At 38.0% G+C, this 17,449-nt stretch carries 16 protein-coding genes; 12 read left to right on the forward strand and 4 right to left on the reverse strand.

Annotated features, from left to right (window positions below):
• Nucleotides 1-3: 3 nt before the first annotated feature.
• The gene (locus SPAR10_RS08055) at nt 4-303 is read right to left on the reverse strand and encodes a YbaB/EbfC family nucleoid-associated protein (RefSeq protein WP_004252725.1); all 300 of its coding nucleotides are present in this window, start codon (nt 301-303) and stop codon (nt 4-6) included.
• 319 nt (nt 304-622) lie between these two features.
• On the opposite strand from SPAR10_RS08055, the gene SPAR10_RS08060 reads away from it, so the two are divergent.
• The 10 genes from SPAR10_RS08060 (at nt 623) to SPAR10_RS08105 (ending at nt 12,175) form a co-directional block, all read left to right on the forward strand.
• Nucleotides 623-1,330 (forward strand): IspD/TarI family cytidylyltransferase, encoded by a 708-nt coding sequence (locus SPAR10_RS08060; protein WP_004252727.1) that lies wholly within the window; start codon nt 623-625, stop codon nt 1,328-1,330.
• A 2-nt stretch (nt 1,331-1,332) separates the two neighbouring features.
• Nucleotides 1,333-2,355, forward strand: a complete 1,023-nt coding sequence (locus SPAR10_RS08065; RefSeq protein ID WP_004252728.1) for a ribitol-5-phosphate dehydrogenase — start codon at nt 1,333-1,335, stop codon at nt 2,353-2,355.
• A 6-nt stretch (nt 2,356-2,361) separates the two neighbouring features.
• On the forward strand, nt 2,362-3,237 hold the full coding sequence (locus SPAR10_RS08070) for a phosphotransferase (protein WP_416068961.1): 876 nt from the start codon (nt 2,362-2,364) through the stop codon (nt 3,235-3,237).
• The gene (locus SPAR10_RS08075) at nt 3,227-4,105 is read left to right on the forward strand and encodes a DMT family transporter (protein ID WP_004252734.1); all 879 of its coding nucleotides are present in this window, start codon (nt 3,227-3,229) and stop codon (nt 4,103-4,105) included. The genes SPAR10_RS08070 and SPAR10_RS08075 overlap by 11 nt, the downstream gene beginning before the upstream one ends.
• 12 nt (nt 4,106-4,117) lie before the next feature.
• Nucleotides 4,118-4,807 carry a sugar phosphate nucleotidyltransferase gene (locus SPAR10_RS08080; protein WP_004252737.1) on the forward strand — a complete coding sequence of 230 codons (690 nt, stop codon included), beginning with the start codon at nt 4,118-4,120 and terminating at the stop codon, nt 4,805-4,807.
• A 248-nt stretch (nt 4,808-5,055) separates the two neighbouring features.
• A complete protein-coding gene (locus SPAR10_RS08085) occupies nt 5,056-5,856 on the forward strand; it encodes a dihydroorotate dehydrogenase electron transfer subunit (protein ID WP_004252740.1) in 801 nt (266 codons plus the stop codon).
• Entirely contained in the window at nt 5,819-6,802 is a 984-nt protein-coding gene (locus SPAR10_RS08090) for a dihydroorotate dehydrogenase (RefSeq protein ID WP_080581398.1), read from the forward strand. Before SPAR10_RS08085 ends, SPAR10_RS08090 begins: the two co-directional genes overlap by 38 nt.
• Nucleotides 6,803-6,856: 54 nt before the next feature.
• A complete protein-coding gene (locus tag SPAR10_RS08095; RefSeq protein WP_004252750.1) occupies nt 6,857-7,768 on the forward strand; it encodes a bifunctional riboflavin kinase/FAD synthetase in 912 nt (303 codons plus the stop codon).
• Between the two features lie 209 nt (nt 7,769-7,977).
• The gene (locus SPAR10_RS08100) at nt 7,978-8,880 is read left to right on the forward strand and encodes a metal ABC transporter solute-binding protein, Zn/Mn family (RefSeq protein WP_416068962.1); all 903 of its coding nucleotides are present in this window, start codon (nt 7,978-7,980) and stop codon (nt 8,878-8,880) included.
• Nucleotides 8,881-8,887: 7 nt separating this feature from the next.
• On the forward strand, nt 8,888-12,175 hold the full coding sequence (locus SPAR10_RS08105) for a pneumococcal-type histidine triad protein (RefSeq protein ID WP_004252756.1): 3,288 nt from the start codon (nt 8,888-8,890) through the stop codon (nt 12,173-12,175).
• Between the two features lie 27 nt (nt 12,176-12,202).
• Here the strand turns inward: SPAR10_RS08105 and pepT are convergent, their stop codons facing one another.
• Entirely contained in the window at nt 12,203-13,426 is a 1,224-nt protein-coding gene (gene pepT, locus SPAR10_RS08110) for a peptidase T (protein ID WP_004252759.1), read from the reverse strand.
• Between the two features lie 154 nt (nt 13,427-13,580).
• Between pepT and hemH the strand changes: the two genes are divergently transcribed.
• On the forward strand, nt 13,581-14,675 hold the full coding sequence (gene hemH / locus SPAR10_RS08115) for a ferrochelatase (protein ID WP_004252769.1): 1,095 nt from the start codon (nt 13,581-13,583) through the stop codon (nt 14,673-14,675).
• 394 nt (nt 14,676-15,069) lie between these two features.
• On the opposite strand, the gene mnmE is transcribed toward hemH, so the two are convergent.
• Together mnmE and SPAR10_RS08125 are read right to left on the reverse strand one after the other, a co-directional pair.
• Complete coding sequence (mnmE, locus tag SPAR10_RS08120; protein WP_004252771.1) at nt 15,070-16,443, reverse strand: tRNA uridine-5-carboxymethylaminomethyl(34) synthesis GTPase MnmE; 1,374 nt, start codon at nt 16,441-16,443, stop codon at nt 15,070-15,072.
• Between the two features lie 114 nt (nt 16,444-16,557).
• Complete coding sequence (locus SPAR10_RS08125; RefSeq protein ID WP_001117401.1) at nt 16,558-16,740, reverse strand: 4-oxalocrotonate tautomerase; 183 nt, start codon at nt 16,738-16,740, stop codon at nt 16,558-16,560.
• Nucleotides 16,741-16,862: 122 nt separating this feature from the next.
• Between SPAR10_RS08125 and SPAR10_RS08130 the strand changes: the two genes are divergently transcribed.
• Nucleotides 16,863-17,447, forward strand: coding sequence for a thymidine kinase (locus SPAR10_RS08130; RefSeq protein ID WP_004252774.1), 585 nt, complete (start codon nt 16,863-16,865; stop codon nt 17,445-17,447).
• The last annotated feature ends 2 nt before the right edge of the window (nt 17,448-17,449 follow it).

The following is a 17,449-nucleotide window of genomic DNA, read 5'->3' on the forward strand; positions in this document are numbered from 1 at the left end:
ATATTAAAAAGGTAATTTACCTGCGAATGCACCAAGTTTCTTCTTAGTAGTTTCATCAATTTGTTCAAGAGCAGCATTGAGCGCTTGAACAGTCATATCTGAAAGTGTTTCAATATCTTCAGTATCCACAACTGCAGGATCAAAATCGATTTTTACGACTTTTTTATCACCTGTTAAGGTAGCAGTTACAAGGTTTTGAGCAGAAGTTCCAACAAATTCTGTGGCAGCCAATTCAGCTTGGCTTTGCTCCATTTGTTTTTGAAGTTTTTGAGCTTGACGCATCATGTTTTGCATATTCATCATGGCGGTAGTTAGCTTCCTTTTCTTTTATTTTCCATTTTATTTTAACAATTTTAATTGGAAAAGTCTAATTAAAATTTCAGGATCTCTATACATATCAACCAATGATTTAAGGTTTCTTTAAGCTTACTATATTATTCTGAAGAACTCTATTTTAAGCGAGAAATAAAAATGCAAGGATTCATTTTTTTATGTTCAAATCCTAAAGTGTTCTCGACATCAGTTTCTAACTGGAAAGAACTAGTATTTCTTTCAAGATAGTGCTAGATTATGATATAATAGTAAAGAATGAGTTTTTAGAACAAACTAAAGGAGAATCGATATGATTTACGCTGGAATTTTAGCAGGTGGTACCGGCACGCGCATGGGTATTAGTAACCTACCCAAACAATTTCTTGAGTTGGGAGATCGCCCAATCTTGATCCATACAATTGAAAAATTTGTCTTAGAGCCAAGTATCGAAAAGATTGTGGTTGGAGTTCACGGAGACTGGGTGACACACGCAGAAGACTTAGTTGAAAAATTCCTTCCACTCCACAAGGACCGTATCATCATCACAAAAGGTGGGGCGGATCGTAATTCTAGTATTGAAAAGATTATTGAAGCTATCGATGCTTATCGTCCAATTACGGAAGATGATATCGTGGTCACACATGACTCAGTTCGTCCTTTTATCACACTTCGAATGATTCAAGATAACATTGCACTTGCGCAAAATCATGATGCTGTTGATACAGTAGTTGAAGCAGTAGATACCATTGTTGAAAGTACAAACGGTCAGTTTATCACTGATATTCCAAATCGTGCTCATCTCTATCAAGGGCAAACTCCTCAAACCTTCCGATGTAAAGACTTCATTGATTTGTATGGTTCTTTATCAGCAGAAGAAAAAGAAATTTTAACAGATGCATGTAAAATCTTTGTCATTAAGGGTAAAGATGTAGCCTTGGCAAAAGGTGAATACTCAAACCTTAAAATTACAACAGTTACAGACTTGAAGATTGCTAAAAGCATGATTGAGAAAGAATAGACATGATTAATCAAATTTATCAACTGACAAAACCAAAGTTTATTAATATTAAATATCAGGAAGAAGAAATTGATCAAGAGAATCATATCCTCATCCGACCAAACTATATGGCTGTTTGTCATGCGGATCAGCGCTATTATCAAGGAAAACGTGATCCAAAAATCTTATCAAAGAAACTTCCAATGGCTATGATTCATGAGTCTTGTGGGACTGTCATTTCTGACCCAACAGGTACCTACAAAGTTGGTCAGAAGGTTGTCATGATTCCAAATCAACCACCTATGCAAAGCGATGAGGAATTCTACGAAAATTACATGACTGGAACGTATTTTCTATCGAGTGGCCATGATGGATTTATGCGAGAATTTGTATCTCTGCCTAAGGATCGTGTGGTATCATACGAAGATATCGAAGATACAGTTGCTGCCATTACAGAGTTTGTCAGTGTTGGCATGCATGCTATGAATCGTTTCATGACGGTATCTCACAGCAGACGTCAACGAATTGCTGTCATTGGTGATGGAAGTTTAGCTTTTGTCATGGCCAATATTATCAACTACACCTTGCCTGAAGCTGAGATTATTGTTATCGGACGTCATTGGGAGAAATTAGAACTCTTCTCATTTGCAAAAGAGCTTTACATTACTGATAGTATTCCAGAAGATTTAAGTTTTGACCATGGTTTCGAATGCTGTGGTGGTGATGGATGCGGGCCTGCTATTAATGACTTGATTCGTTACATCAAACCACAAGGGACCATTTTGATGATGGGTGTTAGTGAGTATATGGTCAACATCAACACTCGGGATTCATTGGAAAAAGGCTTGTTACTAGTCGGCTCTTCACGTTCAGGAAGAATTGACTTTGAAAATGCTATCCAAATGATGGAAATTAAAAAATTTGCCAATCGTTTGAAGAATATCATTTATCTAGAAGAACCAGTCAGAGAAATTAAAGATATTCACCGAGTTTTTGCAACTGACTTAAATACCGCATTTAAGACAGTCTTTAAGTGGGAATTATAATGGAGGATGATTGTGAAGGAAATCGTTAAAGCAAGGATTGCTTCCTTATTGTCAGCTGACGAAGAAATTCAGATCGTTGAACAATTGGGGGGGATGACCAATCAAAACTATTTGGTTAAGACAACCTCAAACCAGTACATCGTTAAGTTTTTCGGTAAAGGTACTGATAAATTAATCGACCGCCAGAATGAAAAGTACAATCTTGAGTTGTTGAAAGATTTAAAATTAGATGTAGAAAATTATCTTTTTGATATCGAAGCAGGTATCAAGGTTAATCAGTACATCGAAAATGCTGAGACACTTAATTTTAATACCATTAAAACTAAATTTGAAAAGATAGCTCCAATTTTACAAACGATTCATGCTTCTGGTAAAGAATTGAAAGGAGAGTTTGCTCCTTTTGAGGAAATTAAAAAATATGAATCATTGATTCAAGGGGAGATTTCTTATCCTAATTATGAAGCTGTTAGAAAATCAGTTCTTTCTTTAAAAAATGAGCTTGAGAAAATCGGAGTTGATAAGAAATCATGTCATATTGATTTGGTTCCAGAAAACTTTATTGAAGGGCCAGACGGACATCTTTATCTGATTGATTGGGAATATTCCTCCATGAACGATCCTATGTGGGACCTTGCAGCACTCTTTCTAGAATCTGAATTTACACCGGAAGAAGAGGCAGACTTTCTAGCTTATTACGAACGTGACAAGACTCCTGTCTCGAGAGAAAAAATTCGTATCTATAAGATTTTACAAGACATTATTTGGAGTCTTTGGACTATTTACAAAGAAGAAAATGGTGCAGATTTCGGAGATTATGGAATCTCTCGTTACAATAGAGCTGTAAAAGAATTGCAGTCTCAGGGAGGAATTGATGAAGACTAAAAACGGAGTGTCCTTTGGACTTATCTCAGGGATTTTTTGGGGATTAGGGCTAACGATTAGTGCTTATATCTTCTCTATATTTACTGACTTGTCACCTTTTGTAGTAGCAGCAGCGCACGACTTTCTTAGTATTTTTATCTTGTTAGGATATCTTCTAGTTAAAGAAGGGAAAGTACGTTTTTCAATCTTCTTGAATATTCGAAATGTCAGTGTTATTATAGGAGCACTATTGGCTGGGCCAATTGGCATGCAGGCCAATCTCTATGCAGTCAAGTATATCGGTAGTTCTTTAGCATCATCTGTTTCAGCGATTTATCCTGCGGTTTCTGTCCTTCTTGCCTTCTTTATTCTTAAGCATAAGGTTTCGAAGAATACAGTATTTGGAATTTTATTAATCATTGCAGGAATTATTGCTCAGACCTACAAGGTTGAACAGGTCAATTCATTCTATATTGGTATCCTCTGTGCCTTGATCTGTGCCCTTGCTTGGGGAAGTGAAAGTGTTCTCAGCTCATTTGCTATGGAAAGTGAACTCAGTGAACTCGAAGCACTCTTGATACGACAAGTCACATCTTTTTTGTCCTATCTTGTTATTGTTCTCTTCTCGCATCATTCATTTGCGGAAGTGGCAAATGGTCAATTGTTGGGTCTTTTGATTATCTTTGCAGCATCAAATATGATTTCTTATCTAGCCTATTATATGGCTATTAATCGATTGCAGCCGGCAAAAGCTACTGGTCTAAATGTGAGTTATGTAGTATGGACTGTTTTGTTTGCAGCGATTTTCTTGGGCTCGCCCCTTAATTTACTGACCATTATTACTTCCCTTATCGTAATGGCTGGTGTTTATATTATTATTAAAGAATAAAGGAGAAAACGCGTGAAAGCGATTATTTTAGCAGCCGGATTGGGAACTCGTTTGAGACCCATGACAGAAAATACTCCCAAAGCCTTGGTTAAAGTCAATCAAAAACCATTGGTTGAATATCAAATCGAATTTTTGAAAGAACGTGGAATTGATGACATTATCATCGTTGTCGGTTATTTAAAAGAACAATTCGACTATCTTAAAGAAAAGTACGGGGTTCGTTTGGTCTTCAACGATAAGTATGCTGATTACAATAACTTTTACTCTCTTTACTTGGTAAAAGAAGAATTGGCCAACAGCTACGTTATTGATGCGGATAACTATCTTTTCAAGAATATGTTCCGTAATGATATTGAACGTTCAACTTATTTCAGTGTTTATCGTGAAGATTGTGATAATGAGTGGTTCCTAGTTTACGGAGATGATTACAAAGTTCAAGATATTATTGTCGATAGCAAAAATGGACGCATCTTGAGTGGTGTATCATTCTGGGATGCTCCAACAGCTGAGAAGATTGTTGGATTTATTGACAAGGCTTATGCAAGTGGCGAGTTTGTGGACCTCTATTGGGATAACATGGTCAAAGATAATATCAAAGAACTAGATGTATATGTAGAAGAGTTGGAAGAAAACTCTATCTATGAAATCGACAGTGTTAAAGATTATCAAAAATTAGAAAAGATTCTTTCTTCACAAAAATAAGCAACTTTTATGAACTGATACCTCACCTATTTTTACTTGACTTTTTAGGATTGATACAGTATACTAGTGAAAATTTAACCTTTAAGGGCAGTCCAGAGAGACTCACAAGGTGTCAGAGAAAAGAAACTACAATGGAAACAAGTAAGCAAGTGCTTATTTGCTACTTTTGTGTAAATATCTTAACTGAAACCTTGCAAGTGCAAGGTTTTTCTTTATCTGATCCCCTTAAAATTTAAGGAGGAAAAGTTATGAATCCAAATTGTAAAAAACGTATGGGTGCAATTCGCTTGGAAGTTATGAGAGTAGTATCTCAGGAGGAAATCGCGCCAGCAATCTTTGAACTTGTACTTGAAGGAGAAATGGTCGAAGCTATGAAAGCGGGCCAATTTCTTCATTTGCGTGTACCTGATGATGCCCATCTCTTGCGTCGTCCAATTTCGATTTCATCAATTGATAAGGCGACTAAGCAATGCAGACTTATCTATCGAGTTGAAGGAGCAGGGACAGCAATCTTTTCAAGCTTAAAAACAGGTGATAGCATAGATGTTATGGGACCTCAAGGAAATGGCTTTGATTTATCTGATTTAGACAAGCAGAATCGTGTTCTTATAGTTGGTGGTGGAATCGGAGTGCCACCCTTACTCGAAGTAGCTAAACAACTACATGAGAGAGGTGTTGAAATAACAACTGTTTTAGGATTCGCTACTAAAGATGCTGTTATTTTGGAAGATGAATTATCCAAATTTAGTCAGGTCTTTGTAACGACTGATGATGGATCTTATGGTATTAAAGGAAACGTATCGGTAGTGATTAACGAATTTGACACTGAATTTGATGCCATCTACTCTTGCGGTGCACCTGGTATGATGAAATATATCAATCAAACCTTCCATGACCATCCCAGAGCTTACCTATCCCTAGAATCTCGTATGGCTTGTGGCATGGGGGCTTGCTACGCTTGCGTATTGAAAGTACCAGATAGTGAAACAGTTAGTCAACGTGTGTGTGAAGATGGGCCTGTATTTAAAACAGGAACTGTTGTTTTATAAGGAGAGTATCATGACTACAAATCGATTACAAGTCTCTCTACCAGGCTTAGAGTTAAAGAATCCTATCATTCCTGCTTCAGGCTGTTTTGGATTCGGTCAAGAATATTCCAAATACTATGATTTGGATCTATTGGGATCTATCATGATTAAAGCTACAACACTTGAACCACGCTTTGGTAATCCTACTCCACGAGTGGCAGAAACACCTGCAGGTATGCTGAATGCCATTGGTCTACAAAATCCAGGACTAGATGCTGTTCTCTCTGAAAAATTACCTTGGTTGCAAAGAGAGTATCCCAATCTTCCAATCATTGCCAATGTTGCTGGATTTTCAAAGCAAGAGTACGCAGCCGTTTCTAGTGGTATTTCCAAGGCACCTAACGTGAAAGCTATTGAGCTTAATATTTCTTGTCCAAACGTCGATCATGGGAATCACGGACTTTTGATTGGGCAAGACCCAGATTTAGCTTATGATGTGGTAAAAGCAGCCGTAGAGGCTTCATCAGTGCCAGTTTACGTTAAATTGACACCAAGTGTAACTGATATCGTGACCATTGCAAAAACAGTAGAGGATGCAGGTGCTAGTGGTCTCACTATGATCAACACCCTTGTTGGTATGCGCTTTGATCTCAAAACTAGAAAACCAATCATTGCCAATGGTACTGGTGGAATGTCTGGGCCTGCAGTCTTTCCGGTAGCTCTTAAACTAATCCGTCAAGTAGCTCAAACAACTAATCTTCCAATCATTGGTATGGGAGGAGTTGATTCAGCTGAAGCTGCAATTGAAATGTACTTAGCTGGTGCCTCAGCTATTGGTGTTGGAACAGCAAACTTTACCAATCCTTATGCCTGTCCTCATATCATTGATAACCTACCAAAAGTCATGGACAAATATAATATCGAAACTCTGGAGCAATTGAGAAAAGAAGTAAAAAGTAACTTATAGTTTTTTAAATTCGTAATATTTTGAATGCTTTCTTCTTTCTGGTATAATATGACTATGATTGTAACAATACCTATAAAAACTGAAAAAGACATTGCAACACCAGGTCCAACAGTCCTCGTTTTAGGATATTTTGATGGAATTCATCTAGGACATCAAAAATTATTTAGTATTGCTGGTGAAATTGCTGCTAAGAAGAGATTAAGCGTTGCTTTAATTACATTTCATGAATCACCAAAATTAACCTTAAAACCCTATTCACCAGAAAATTTACTTCATATCATGAATGCAGAGGAACGTGAACGCAAGTTTAAACGAGCTGGTGTCGAAAATCTTTATTTAATGGACTTCTCAAGTCGTATCGCTAATATGACAGCTCAAGAGTTTGTAGATACTTTTGTCAAAGAAGTTAAAGCAGATACCATTGTAGTTGGATTTGACTATAGTTTAGGTTCTGATAGAAAATCAGCAGAAGATTTAAAAGAAATCTTTGATGGAGAAGTAGTTGTAGTACCTCCTGTAGAAGATGAAAAAGGAAAGATTAGCTCTACACGTATTCGACAAGCTATCCTTGAAGGGAATGTGAAAGAAGCTGGTCAGTTACTAGGAAGTCCACTTCCCACAAGAGGAATAGTCGTACATGGTAATGCTCGTGGTCGAACAATCGGCTATCCAACTGCCAATCTGGTGCTCTTGGATCGTACTTATATGCCGGCAGATGGTGTCTATACCGTCGATATCGAAATCAAGAGAAAACTCTATCGGGGAATGGCCAGTGTCGGGAAGAACGTTACTTTTGATGGAGAGGAAGAGCGTTTTGAAGTGAATATCTTTGATTTTGATGAAGATATTTATGGCGAAACAGTGACCGTCTATTGGTTAGACCGTATCCGAGATATGGTGAAATTTGACAGCATTGAACAACTGGTCAAACAACTCGAAGAAGATGAAAAAGCTGCAAGAAAATAAAAATGAAGTTCGAATGAAAATTCGAGCTTTTTGTTTTTCAAAAGTAGTCGATTAAGAGTCTTAGATTTATTTTTTTATTGGTAAATTTTTGGGAAAAATTAAATTTCTAGCTTGACATCGTAAATTTTTTGGAGTAGAATGTTTACTAGTTAATTAAATGGTTAAATACTAGTTAAGGAGTTCTAGTGAAAAAGAAAATACTAATAGGTATGCTATCTTCGGTACTTGCCTTATTTTTAGGAGCTTGTAGTCAAGATAAGCAAAATGATGTCAAAGAATCTCATGGAATGAAAATAGTTACCAGTTTTTATCCTGTATATGCTATGGTAAAAGCAGTTTCGGGTGAACTAAATGATGTAAGAATGATTCAGTCTAGTTCAGGCATTCATTCTTATGAACCGTCAGCAAATGATATTGCAGCTATCTACGATGCGGATGTATTTGTTTATCATTCTCATACCTTAGAGTCTTGGGCGGGTAGTCTAGACCCAAGTCTACAAAAGTCCAAGGTTAAGGTCCTAGAAGCATCTGAGGGTATGACCTTGGATAGAGTATCTGGCTTAGAAGATATAAAAGTAGGAGAAGGTGTGGATGAGAAAAGTCTTTATGATCCTCATACTTGGTTAGACCCTGAAAAGGTAGCTGAGGAAGCACAAATTATTGCTGATAAATTATCAGAATTAGATAGTGAGAATAAAGAAAAATATCAGTCGAATGCGAAGAAGTTTATTGATCAAGCTCATGAGTTAACAAATAAATATAAACCTATCTTCGATAAAGTGGAGCAAAGAACGTTTGTGACACAACACACTGCTTTTTCTTATTTAGCAAAGAGATTTGACTTGAATCAACTTGGTATTGCTGGTATTTCTCCTGATCAAGAACCAAGCCCAAGACAACTGACTGAAATCCAAGAATTTGTTAAGACCTATAAAGTTAAAACTATTTTTACAGAGAGCAATGCTTCGTCTAAAGTAGCTGAAACGCTTATCAAGTCAACAGGTGTGAGTCTTAAAACTCTCAATCCTTTAGAGGCAGACCCACAAAATGATAAGTCTTATTTAGATAATTTAGAAGAGGATATTGCAATACTAGCAGAAGAATTGAAATGAGGAAATTATGAATAAAACAAAGAAATACTTAGCTGGATCAGCAGTAGTTATTGCGCTTAGTGTTTGTGCTTATGTTTTAAATCAGCACCAAGAAGCAGAGAAGAAGGAAGATAATCGTGTATCTTATGTCGATGGGAAAAAGAATGAGTCTAAAAAGAACGAAAATTTGACTCCTGATCAAGTTAGCAAAAAGGAAGGCATTGAGGCCGAACAAATTGTTGTGAAAATTACTGATCAGGGATATGTGACTTCTCACGGAGACCATTTCCATTACTATAATGGTAAAGTTCCTTTCGATGCGATTTTTAGTGAAGAACTAGTCATGAAAGATCCAAGTTATCAATTGCGTGATGAACACATCGTTAACGAAATTAAAGGTGGTTACATCATCAAAGTTGATGGAAAATATTATGTCTACCTAAAAAATGCTAGTCAAGCTGAAAATATTCGTACCAAAGAACAAATTGAAAAACAAAAACAAGGGCATACATCTGACCAAAAAAATGATTCTAAGGAAGTTGTGGCAGCTAGAGCTCAAGGACGTTATACAACTGATGACGGTTATGTTTTTAACGCTTCTGATATCATTGAGGATACAGGAGATGCTTATATCGTTCCCCACGGAGGACACTTCCATTATATTCCTAAGAGTGATCTGTCAGCGGGTGAATTAGCTGCCGCAAAGGCTTATTTATCTGGCAATAGTTCAGCTCTCAGTCAACCCTTGTCACTGACACCGAATAATGGTGTTTCTGCAGCAGATGATGGTTATGTCTTTAACCCTAATGATATTGTCAGAGATACTGGCGATGCTTATATCGTACGACATGGGGACCACTATCACTATATCCCTAAATCATTTCTTAACAATCATCAAGCACAATCTAACACTCCAAGCTTAGAAAGTCCTTCTAATTCTACACCAAATAATCCGTTACCACATGTTCACCATGAAGAAGAGGAACACGATCATGGTTTTGATGCAAATAGAATTATAAGTGAAGATTCAGAAGGTTTTGTTATGAGCCATGGTGATCACAATCATTACTTCTTTAAAAAAGATTTATCACCTGATCAAATTAAGGCCGCACAAGATCACTTGTACGGCAATAAACATTCAGAAACTATCCCAGATAATCATAGCAGTCATAAACCAGAAGAACACCATCATGATAACCATGGAAACCATCATGAGGAAGAACACGATCATGGCTTTGCAGCAGATCGAGTGATAAGTGAAGATGATAAAGGATTTGTCGTTTCTCATGGAGATCATAATCATTACTTCTTTAAAAAAGATTTATCCCCTGATCAAATCAAGGCCGCGCAGGATCACTTGTACGGAAATAAACAATCAGAAACTAGCCCAGATAACCACAGTAGTAAACCAGAAGAACACCATCATGAGGAAGAGCACGATCATGGATTTGCAGCAGATCGAGTGATAAGTGAAGATGAAAAAGGATTTGTCGTTTCTCATGGAGATCACAACCACTATTTCTTTAAAAAAGATTTAACAAAAGATCAGATTAAAGCTGCTCAAGAACATTTAAACAGTCATAAAACTGAGTCTGTAAAACCTCTTGCCAAGACGGTTGAAAGTTTCTCTCGAGATGCCAGCGATGAAGAAAAAATAGCTTATATTTCTAGAACATATGGCGTTCCTCTTGAGGCTATCAGAATTTCAAATGGATTCTTTGTATTTGGTAATCCAGACCAGGCTTATGACCCAACTCACATTCACCCTTACGCTGTTCGTAAGGAACACGTTCGTATTCCGATTCAAACTGGAGATGCAGAGCTTGATTTCCTAAACGAACTCTATACAACAGCTCTACGTGATGGTGTTTCTCCTTATAGCTTGCAGGTTGAAAATGGTAGCTTTGTTATCCCTCATGGTGACCATAACCACTACATCAAGGTTCAAACTAAAGGTTATGAAGTCGCTTTGAAAAACAAAATTCCTGCCTTGCAATCTAACTACCAACCTGGTGCATTTGATGAAAATGCTGTAGTGCATAAGGTTGAACAGCTTTTGGTAGAGAGTCGAGAGCTCTATAAAGACAAGCCAAGCGTACAGAGACAAATTGAGCTTGCCTTGGGTCAATTCTCTGAAAATATGAAAAAACTATCAACCAACTCTACTGCAGGATACTTGGCAGCTTTGGATTTGTTTGATAAACAGTATATTCACATTGACTCAAGTGTCAAACCAACAGAAATCAGTCCTTTAGACAAGAAATATCAAGCTTTAGTAGATAAGATTAATACCTTAGACACAGATGCTTATGGACTTCCTAAGAAGGATTTATTAACTCAGCTTCAAGAAAATAAACTAGCCCAAGATGAAGCAGGTTTAGATGCAGTTGAAGCTAAACTAGAAGCCTTGCAGGACTTCAATGATCGTACTGGAGTTACAACAGTCGAGTACATTAAGTATTTCTATCAACATTTATCTGATAATCACTTAAATAACACTCTTAGAAATAAAGTTGCGAACTTAACTTGGACACTTTATCAATCACAATCCTTCCTTAAGGCGACTGACTTGAACAAACTATTCCCGGAAATCTACCAAACAAAACTGGAAGTAGAAGAAGCACTGAAAAATGAGCCGGTCGCAAGCAAGGCTTCTGAAACAATCTTAGATACAGAAAAAGTGGATGGCCATAGTGCTAAAACTGCAGTCTATGAGTTCTTGAAAGGTTTGTATGATGATATTAAACCTGAGGAACAAAGTAATCATGTCTTAAAAGGGCAAGTAGAAGAGTTACTAACAAAAGCTGAAGAATTAGTGAATCAAGTCAATGAGGAAGGGGTTAAAGCTTCACTCTCTGACGAAGTGAAAAATCTTAAGGCTGCTTTGGAGAAAGAAGACGCAGACCTTGATGAATTAAATACACAAGTCCAAGATCTTCTGAAACGCATTTCACAGACTATTCAGAATGAACGTGAAAATGCCAAACAAGATCCAGAGGTCGTGGCTCTCTATCAACAACTATACAACGGAGTCATTGCCCTTCATACTTATTTGGAATTGAATAATGGTTCAGATGCTGACTTTGAAAAAGTCGATGCCTTGTTTGATAAACTAGCAGCGGCAAGTAAAGACAAGCAAGCTTTGCTGACGGTCGCTCAAGAAATCGTTTTGTTAAATCAAGAGTTCCAATCAAAAGGGAAGCCAGCTGAAGCTAGTACTGAAACAGCCAATAAAGAATCAAATGATAAACAAACTGAGTCAAACTTAACTCCTGAAGCTACATCTCCAAAAACAAGTGAGAAAGTAGTAAACTAAAAAAGAAGTAGCCTAGCTACTTCTTTTTTAGTCTTTGTAGGATACGATACCAATGATAGTATCAACTGCACGTTCCATGGTTTGAAGGCTAACGTATTCAAAACGGCCGTGCATATTTTCGCCACCAGCGAAAATATTTGGCGTCGGAATTCCCATAAAGGAAATCTTAGAACCATCTGTTCCACCACGGATTGGTTCGATGATAGGTGTGATACCAAGGCCCTCCATAACCGCTTTCGCAATGGTTACTGGTGTCATATCCTTTTCGATAACTTCCTTCATGTTGTAGTACTGGTCAGTTAATGTTAAAGTAACACGATTGCTACCCAGTTCTTGGTTCATCTTATCAGCGATAGCTTGCATAGCAGCTTTACGCGCTTCAAAGTTTTCTTTTTCGAAATCACGAATGATATAGCTAGCACGCGCTTCCTCAACACTACCAGATACATCCATGAGGTGGTAGAAACCTTGATAGCCCTCAGTCAATTCTGGGCGGTCACCAGCTGGGAGTTGATTGTGGAAGTCAATCGCTAATTGAAGGGCGTTAACCATTTGTCCTTTAGCTGTTCCTGGGTGAACATTACGACCTTGGAAGTGAAGTTCTGCACCTGCAGCAGAGAAGGTTTCGTATTGAAGTTCACCAAGAGGTCCACCGTCAACTGTATAAGCAAAGTCAACATTGAAATCCTCTGCATCAAATTTATTGGCACCAACACCGATTTCTTCATCAGGTCCAAAGCCGACACGAATTTCGCAGTGCTTAATTTCAGGATGAGCAGTCAAGTATTCGATGGCTGTCATGATTTCGGCGATACCTGATTTGTCGTCAGCACCGAGAAGAGTTGTCCCGTCTGTAGTAATTAAAGTTTGACCAGGGTATTTTTCAAGACTCTTGAAATCAGCTGGATCGAGCTTGAAACCAGATTCACCAAGCTCGATAAGGTCACCGTCGTAATTTTCAACTACTTGTGGATTGATACCTTCAGCATTAAAATCAGCTGTATCCATGTGGGAGATAAAACCAATCTTGCGAGTTAAACTTGGATCGTTAGCTGGAAGTGTACCGACAGCAAAACCATTTGGCAAATAATAGACATTTTGCAAACCGACACGCTTCATCTCTGGGATGAGAACATTAGTGGCAAAGTCTACTTGACTTTGAGTACTTGGTGTAGTAGTTGAATGTTCGTCAGAACGTGTATTGACTTTGACATAAGTCAAAAAACGCTCCAACAATGTTGGATATTTCATCGTAACTCTTTTTTTCCTTCTTTTAAAACCATTGTATCATAGAAAGAAGAGAAAAACAAAAGTCAAAAGGAAGATAAAATCCTTATGTTAGCGTTTACTAATGGCTTCTTTAATGATACAATAAGAAAGATAAAAATATCACAAGGATGCAGAGATGAAAAGAGCAATTTTAATGATGACATTTGGTTCACCAGAAGAGATTACCTTTGAAGGAGTAGCCGACTTTTTTACCAACATTCGTCGAGGAGTTAGACCTCAAGACCACGAAATTCAAACCCTTTATGATAATTATGTTCGAATTGGAGGAACTCCACTTCAAAAAATTACCCGTGAAGAAGTTGCCTTGGTAGAAGCTAGGTTAGGTAATGAATATAGTGTCTATTTTGCCAATAAATTTTCAACCCCTTTTATTCCAGATATAATTCGGCAAATGGAACTAGATGGAATTGAAAAGTGTATTTGCTTAATTTTGGAGCCACACTATTCCTTTTACTCTGTCATGGGGTACGAAAAGTTTCTGGAAAGCAAACAAATTCAGTTTTTAGTTATTAAGGACTGGTATCAAGAAGAAGCACTATTAAACTATTGGACAGCTGAAATTGCTAAAATTTTAAAAGAAAAGGTGAAACAGGATAGCTTTAAAGTCATCTTTTCTGCCCACAGTGTACCCATTTTTGCCTTGGATTTTGGTGATCCCTATATCGACCAGATTTTCGAAAATAGCAAGTTAATTGCTGAGAAATTAGGCTTGAAACCAGATCAATATACCAACACTTGGCAGAGCGAAAGTGATATTGGTATTCCTTGGATTAAACCAGATGTATTGGAGTATCTTAGAGAACAGGAAGAACATCCAGAGCATTATATTTTTGTGCCTATTAGTTTTATCAGTGAGCATATTGAAGTCTTGTTTGACAACGATGTGGAATGTCATGACTTGTGTCAGGAATTGGAGGTGAACTACTATCGTCCACCAATGCCAAATACAGATTCTCGTTTTATTGATGCCTTGGTCAATATTATCCGAGCTAATGAACATAAAGAATTTAGAGAATTCCTCCCAGAAGAAGAAACCTTTGATGAATTAGTCCCTTCGGAGGAAACTAAGAATATTTTAGATGAATCACAAGACTTACAAATGCCAGAATTTGTAAAAAAATTAATTGAGAAAAAAGGTCGTGAAAATGTCAAGATGCCTTATTTAATCAAAAAAATGCTTGAAAAAGCTGGCAAATTACCTAAAGACTAAGTGAAAATAGAAAAGAACTGGTAATACTCTTCGAAAATCAAATTCAAACTGCGTCAACGTCGCCTTGGCGTACTCAAGTACAGCCTGCGGCTAGTTTCCTAGTTTGCTCTTTGATTTTAATTGAGTATAAGGTTTGTTTCAGATTTCTGCTAAGGCAGGATATAACTAAGAAGGTGAAAGAAAAGGCGGTGGAACAGAAATCGATAGACAAAGTCTTGATTTCGTAGTCTCAGCCCCGCGAGGATGATTAGGAGCTTTTTGGAGTCTAAAAGACGAACAAAAAGTTCAATCAGCTACCGCGTCAAATTATGATTGATAATAAAAAGTGAGGTCGGGATCTTTTTGTCCCAACCTCTTTTTAGGTGACTAGCATTTTTTTGACCTAGTTTTTATGTTATTTACCCAGACAAAATTGGCTAAACAACTGGGTAATCAGCTCATCTGGCGCAGCATCACCAGTTATCTCGCCAAGAATTTCCCAGGTACGTGTTAAATCAACTTGAAGCAAATCAACTGGCATTCCTAGTTCGAGGCCTTCGTTAACAGCTTGTAGGCTTTCAACTGCCTTTTCAATTAATGAAATATGACGGGCGTTGGATAGATAGGTAGCATCTTGTTCGACCAAGCCAGCATTTTCAAAGAAGAGGTTATTGATGCGTTCTTCAATCTTATCAATGTTTTGATTTTTGAGGACTGAAATACGAATGATATCATCTGGAAGTTCAGAAGTTTCAATCGCTTCTGGCAGGTCAGTCTTGTTGAGAAGAATGATTCGATTAGTATCTTGACTAATTTCAAGAAGTTGTCGGTCTTGGGCAGTTAGAGGTTCGCTAGCGTTTAGGACTAGTAGTACCAAGTCAGCTTCCTTGAGGGCTTTTTTGGAGCGTTCAACCCCGATCTGTTCCACGACATCATCCGTTTCACGAATACCTGCAGTATCAATCAACTTCAGTGGAACACCGTTGATATTGACGTATTCTTCGATGACGTCTCGAGTAGTCCCTGCAATATCCGTTACAATGGCTTTATCTTCGCGCAGGAGGTTATTAAGTAGACTTGACTTCCCAACGTTGGGACGACCAATGATGGCTGTTGCAATTCCTTCGCGGAGGATTTTACCTCGGCGTGCAGTTTTTAGGAGATTGGTCAAGAGTTGTTCAAACTCCATAGTTTTTTCGCGGACAACAGCAGTAGTGGCTTCTTCCACATCGTCATACTCAGGGTAATCGATATTCACCTCAACCTGAGCCAAGGTATTGAGAATTTCCTGACGAGTATTGTTAATGAGGTCAGATAGGGATCCATCAAGTTGTTTGACTGCTATATTCATAGCCTTGTCAGTCTTAGCACGGATGATATCCATCACTGCCTCAGCCTGAGTCAAGTCTACACGACCATTGAGGAAGGCACGCTTGGTAAATTCTCCAGGTTCTGCCATGCGAGCCCCTTCACGGATAGCCAATTGCAGGATTTCATTGGTCACGGCAATCCCTCCGTGGGTGTTGATCTCGATAATATCCTCGCGAGTAAAGGTCTTCGGAGACTTCATAGCCCCAACCATGACCTCGTCCATAACCTTACCAGTCAAAGGGTCAATAATGTGGCCGTAGTTCAGTGTGTGGCTAGCAACTTTGCTCAAGTCTTTGCCTTTAAAAATTTTTTGTGCAATGGCAAAGCTATCCGTTCCGCTTAGGCGAACAATCCCAATCGCCCCTTCACCAAGCGGTGTCGAGATTGCTGCAATGGTATCAAATTCACGTGTAATCATTTCATTTCCTTTTAACAATTTATATACAAATATCTCTTAAAATTGTAACAAAATAAAGTTTTTTATTCAACGAATGCCACTTATAAAGAAAAGCCTAAGCAGATTGCTTAAGCTTTACTTAGTGCGCATTTCCCCTTGCGGGAAGTAAGTTCCTTCAGGCATATCGTTGATGATGACATGAACAGCAGATTGAGGTGCACCAGTGTTACGAACCACAGCTTCAGTTACTTCCTTAGCTAAGGCTTTCTTTTGCTCGAGCGTGCGTCCTTCAAATAAATCGATGCGTACAAATGGCATAATAGCTTCCTCCACTAGTTTTTGATTTCTTCTATTTTACCACATTTTGCCGTTTAAAGCTTTTGGAAAATATGATATACTAGAATGTAGCAGAAAATTAGAAATGGACGTGAAATAGAAACATGGCACAGTTGTATTATCGTTATGGGACCATGAATTCAGGAAAGACCATCGAGATTCTCAAGGTAGCCTATAACTATGAGGAGCAAGGAAAGGGAGTTGTTATCATGACTTCGGCTCTGGATACAAGAGACGGTATAGGCTATGTGTCGAGTCGGATTGGCATGAAGCGACCAGCAGTTGCTATCGATGATACTACGGATATTTTTGGGTTTATTCGAGATTTACCTGAAAAGCCCTACTGTGTTTTGGTCGATGAAGCCCAGTTTTTGAAACGTCATCATGTTTACGACCTAGCGCGTGTTGTCGATGAGTTAGACATACCTGTTATGGCCTTTGGTTTGAAGAATGACTTTCGCAATGAGCTGTTCGAAGGATCTAAACATCTATTATTATTAGCAGATAAAATTGATGAGATCAAAACCATTTGTCAGTATTGTAAGAAAAAAGCGACCATGGTGTTGCGTACGCAGGACGGACTGCCTGTTTATGATGGTGAACAAATCCAGATAGGTGGGAATGAAACCTATATCTCGGTTTGCCGTAAACATTATTTTGCCCCTGAAATCAATAAGGAGAATCAATAAGA

Source organism: Streptococcus infantis SPAR10, from assembly GCF_000279535.1.
In the GTDB taxonomy this organism is placed as follows: Bacteria; Bacillota; Bacilli; order Lactobacillales; family Streptococcaceae; genus Streptococcus; species Streptococcus infantis_I.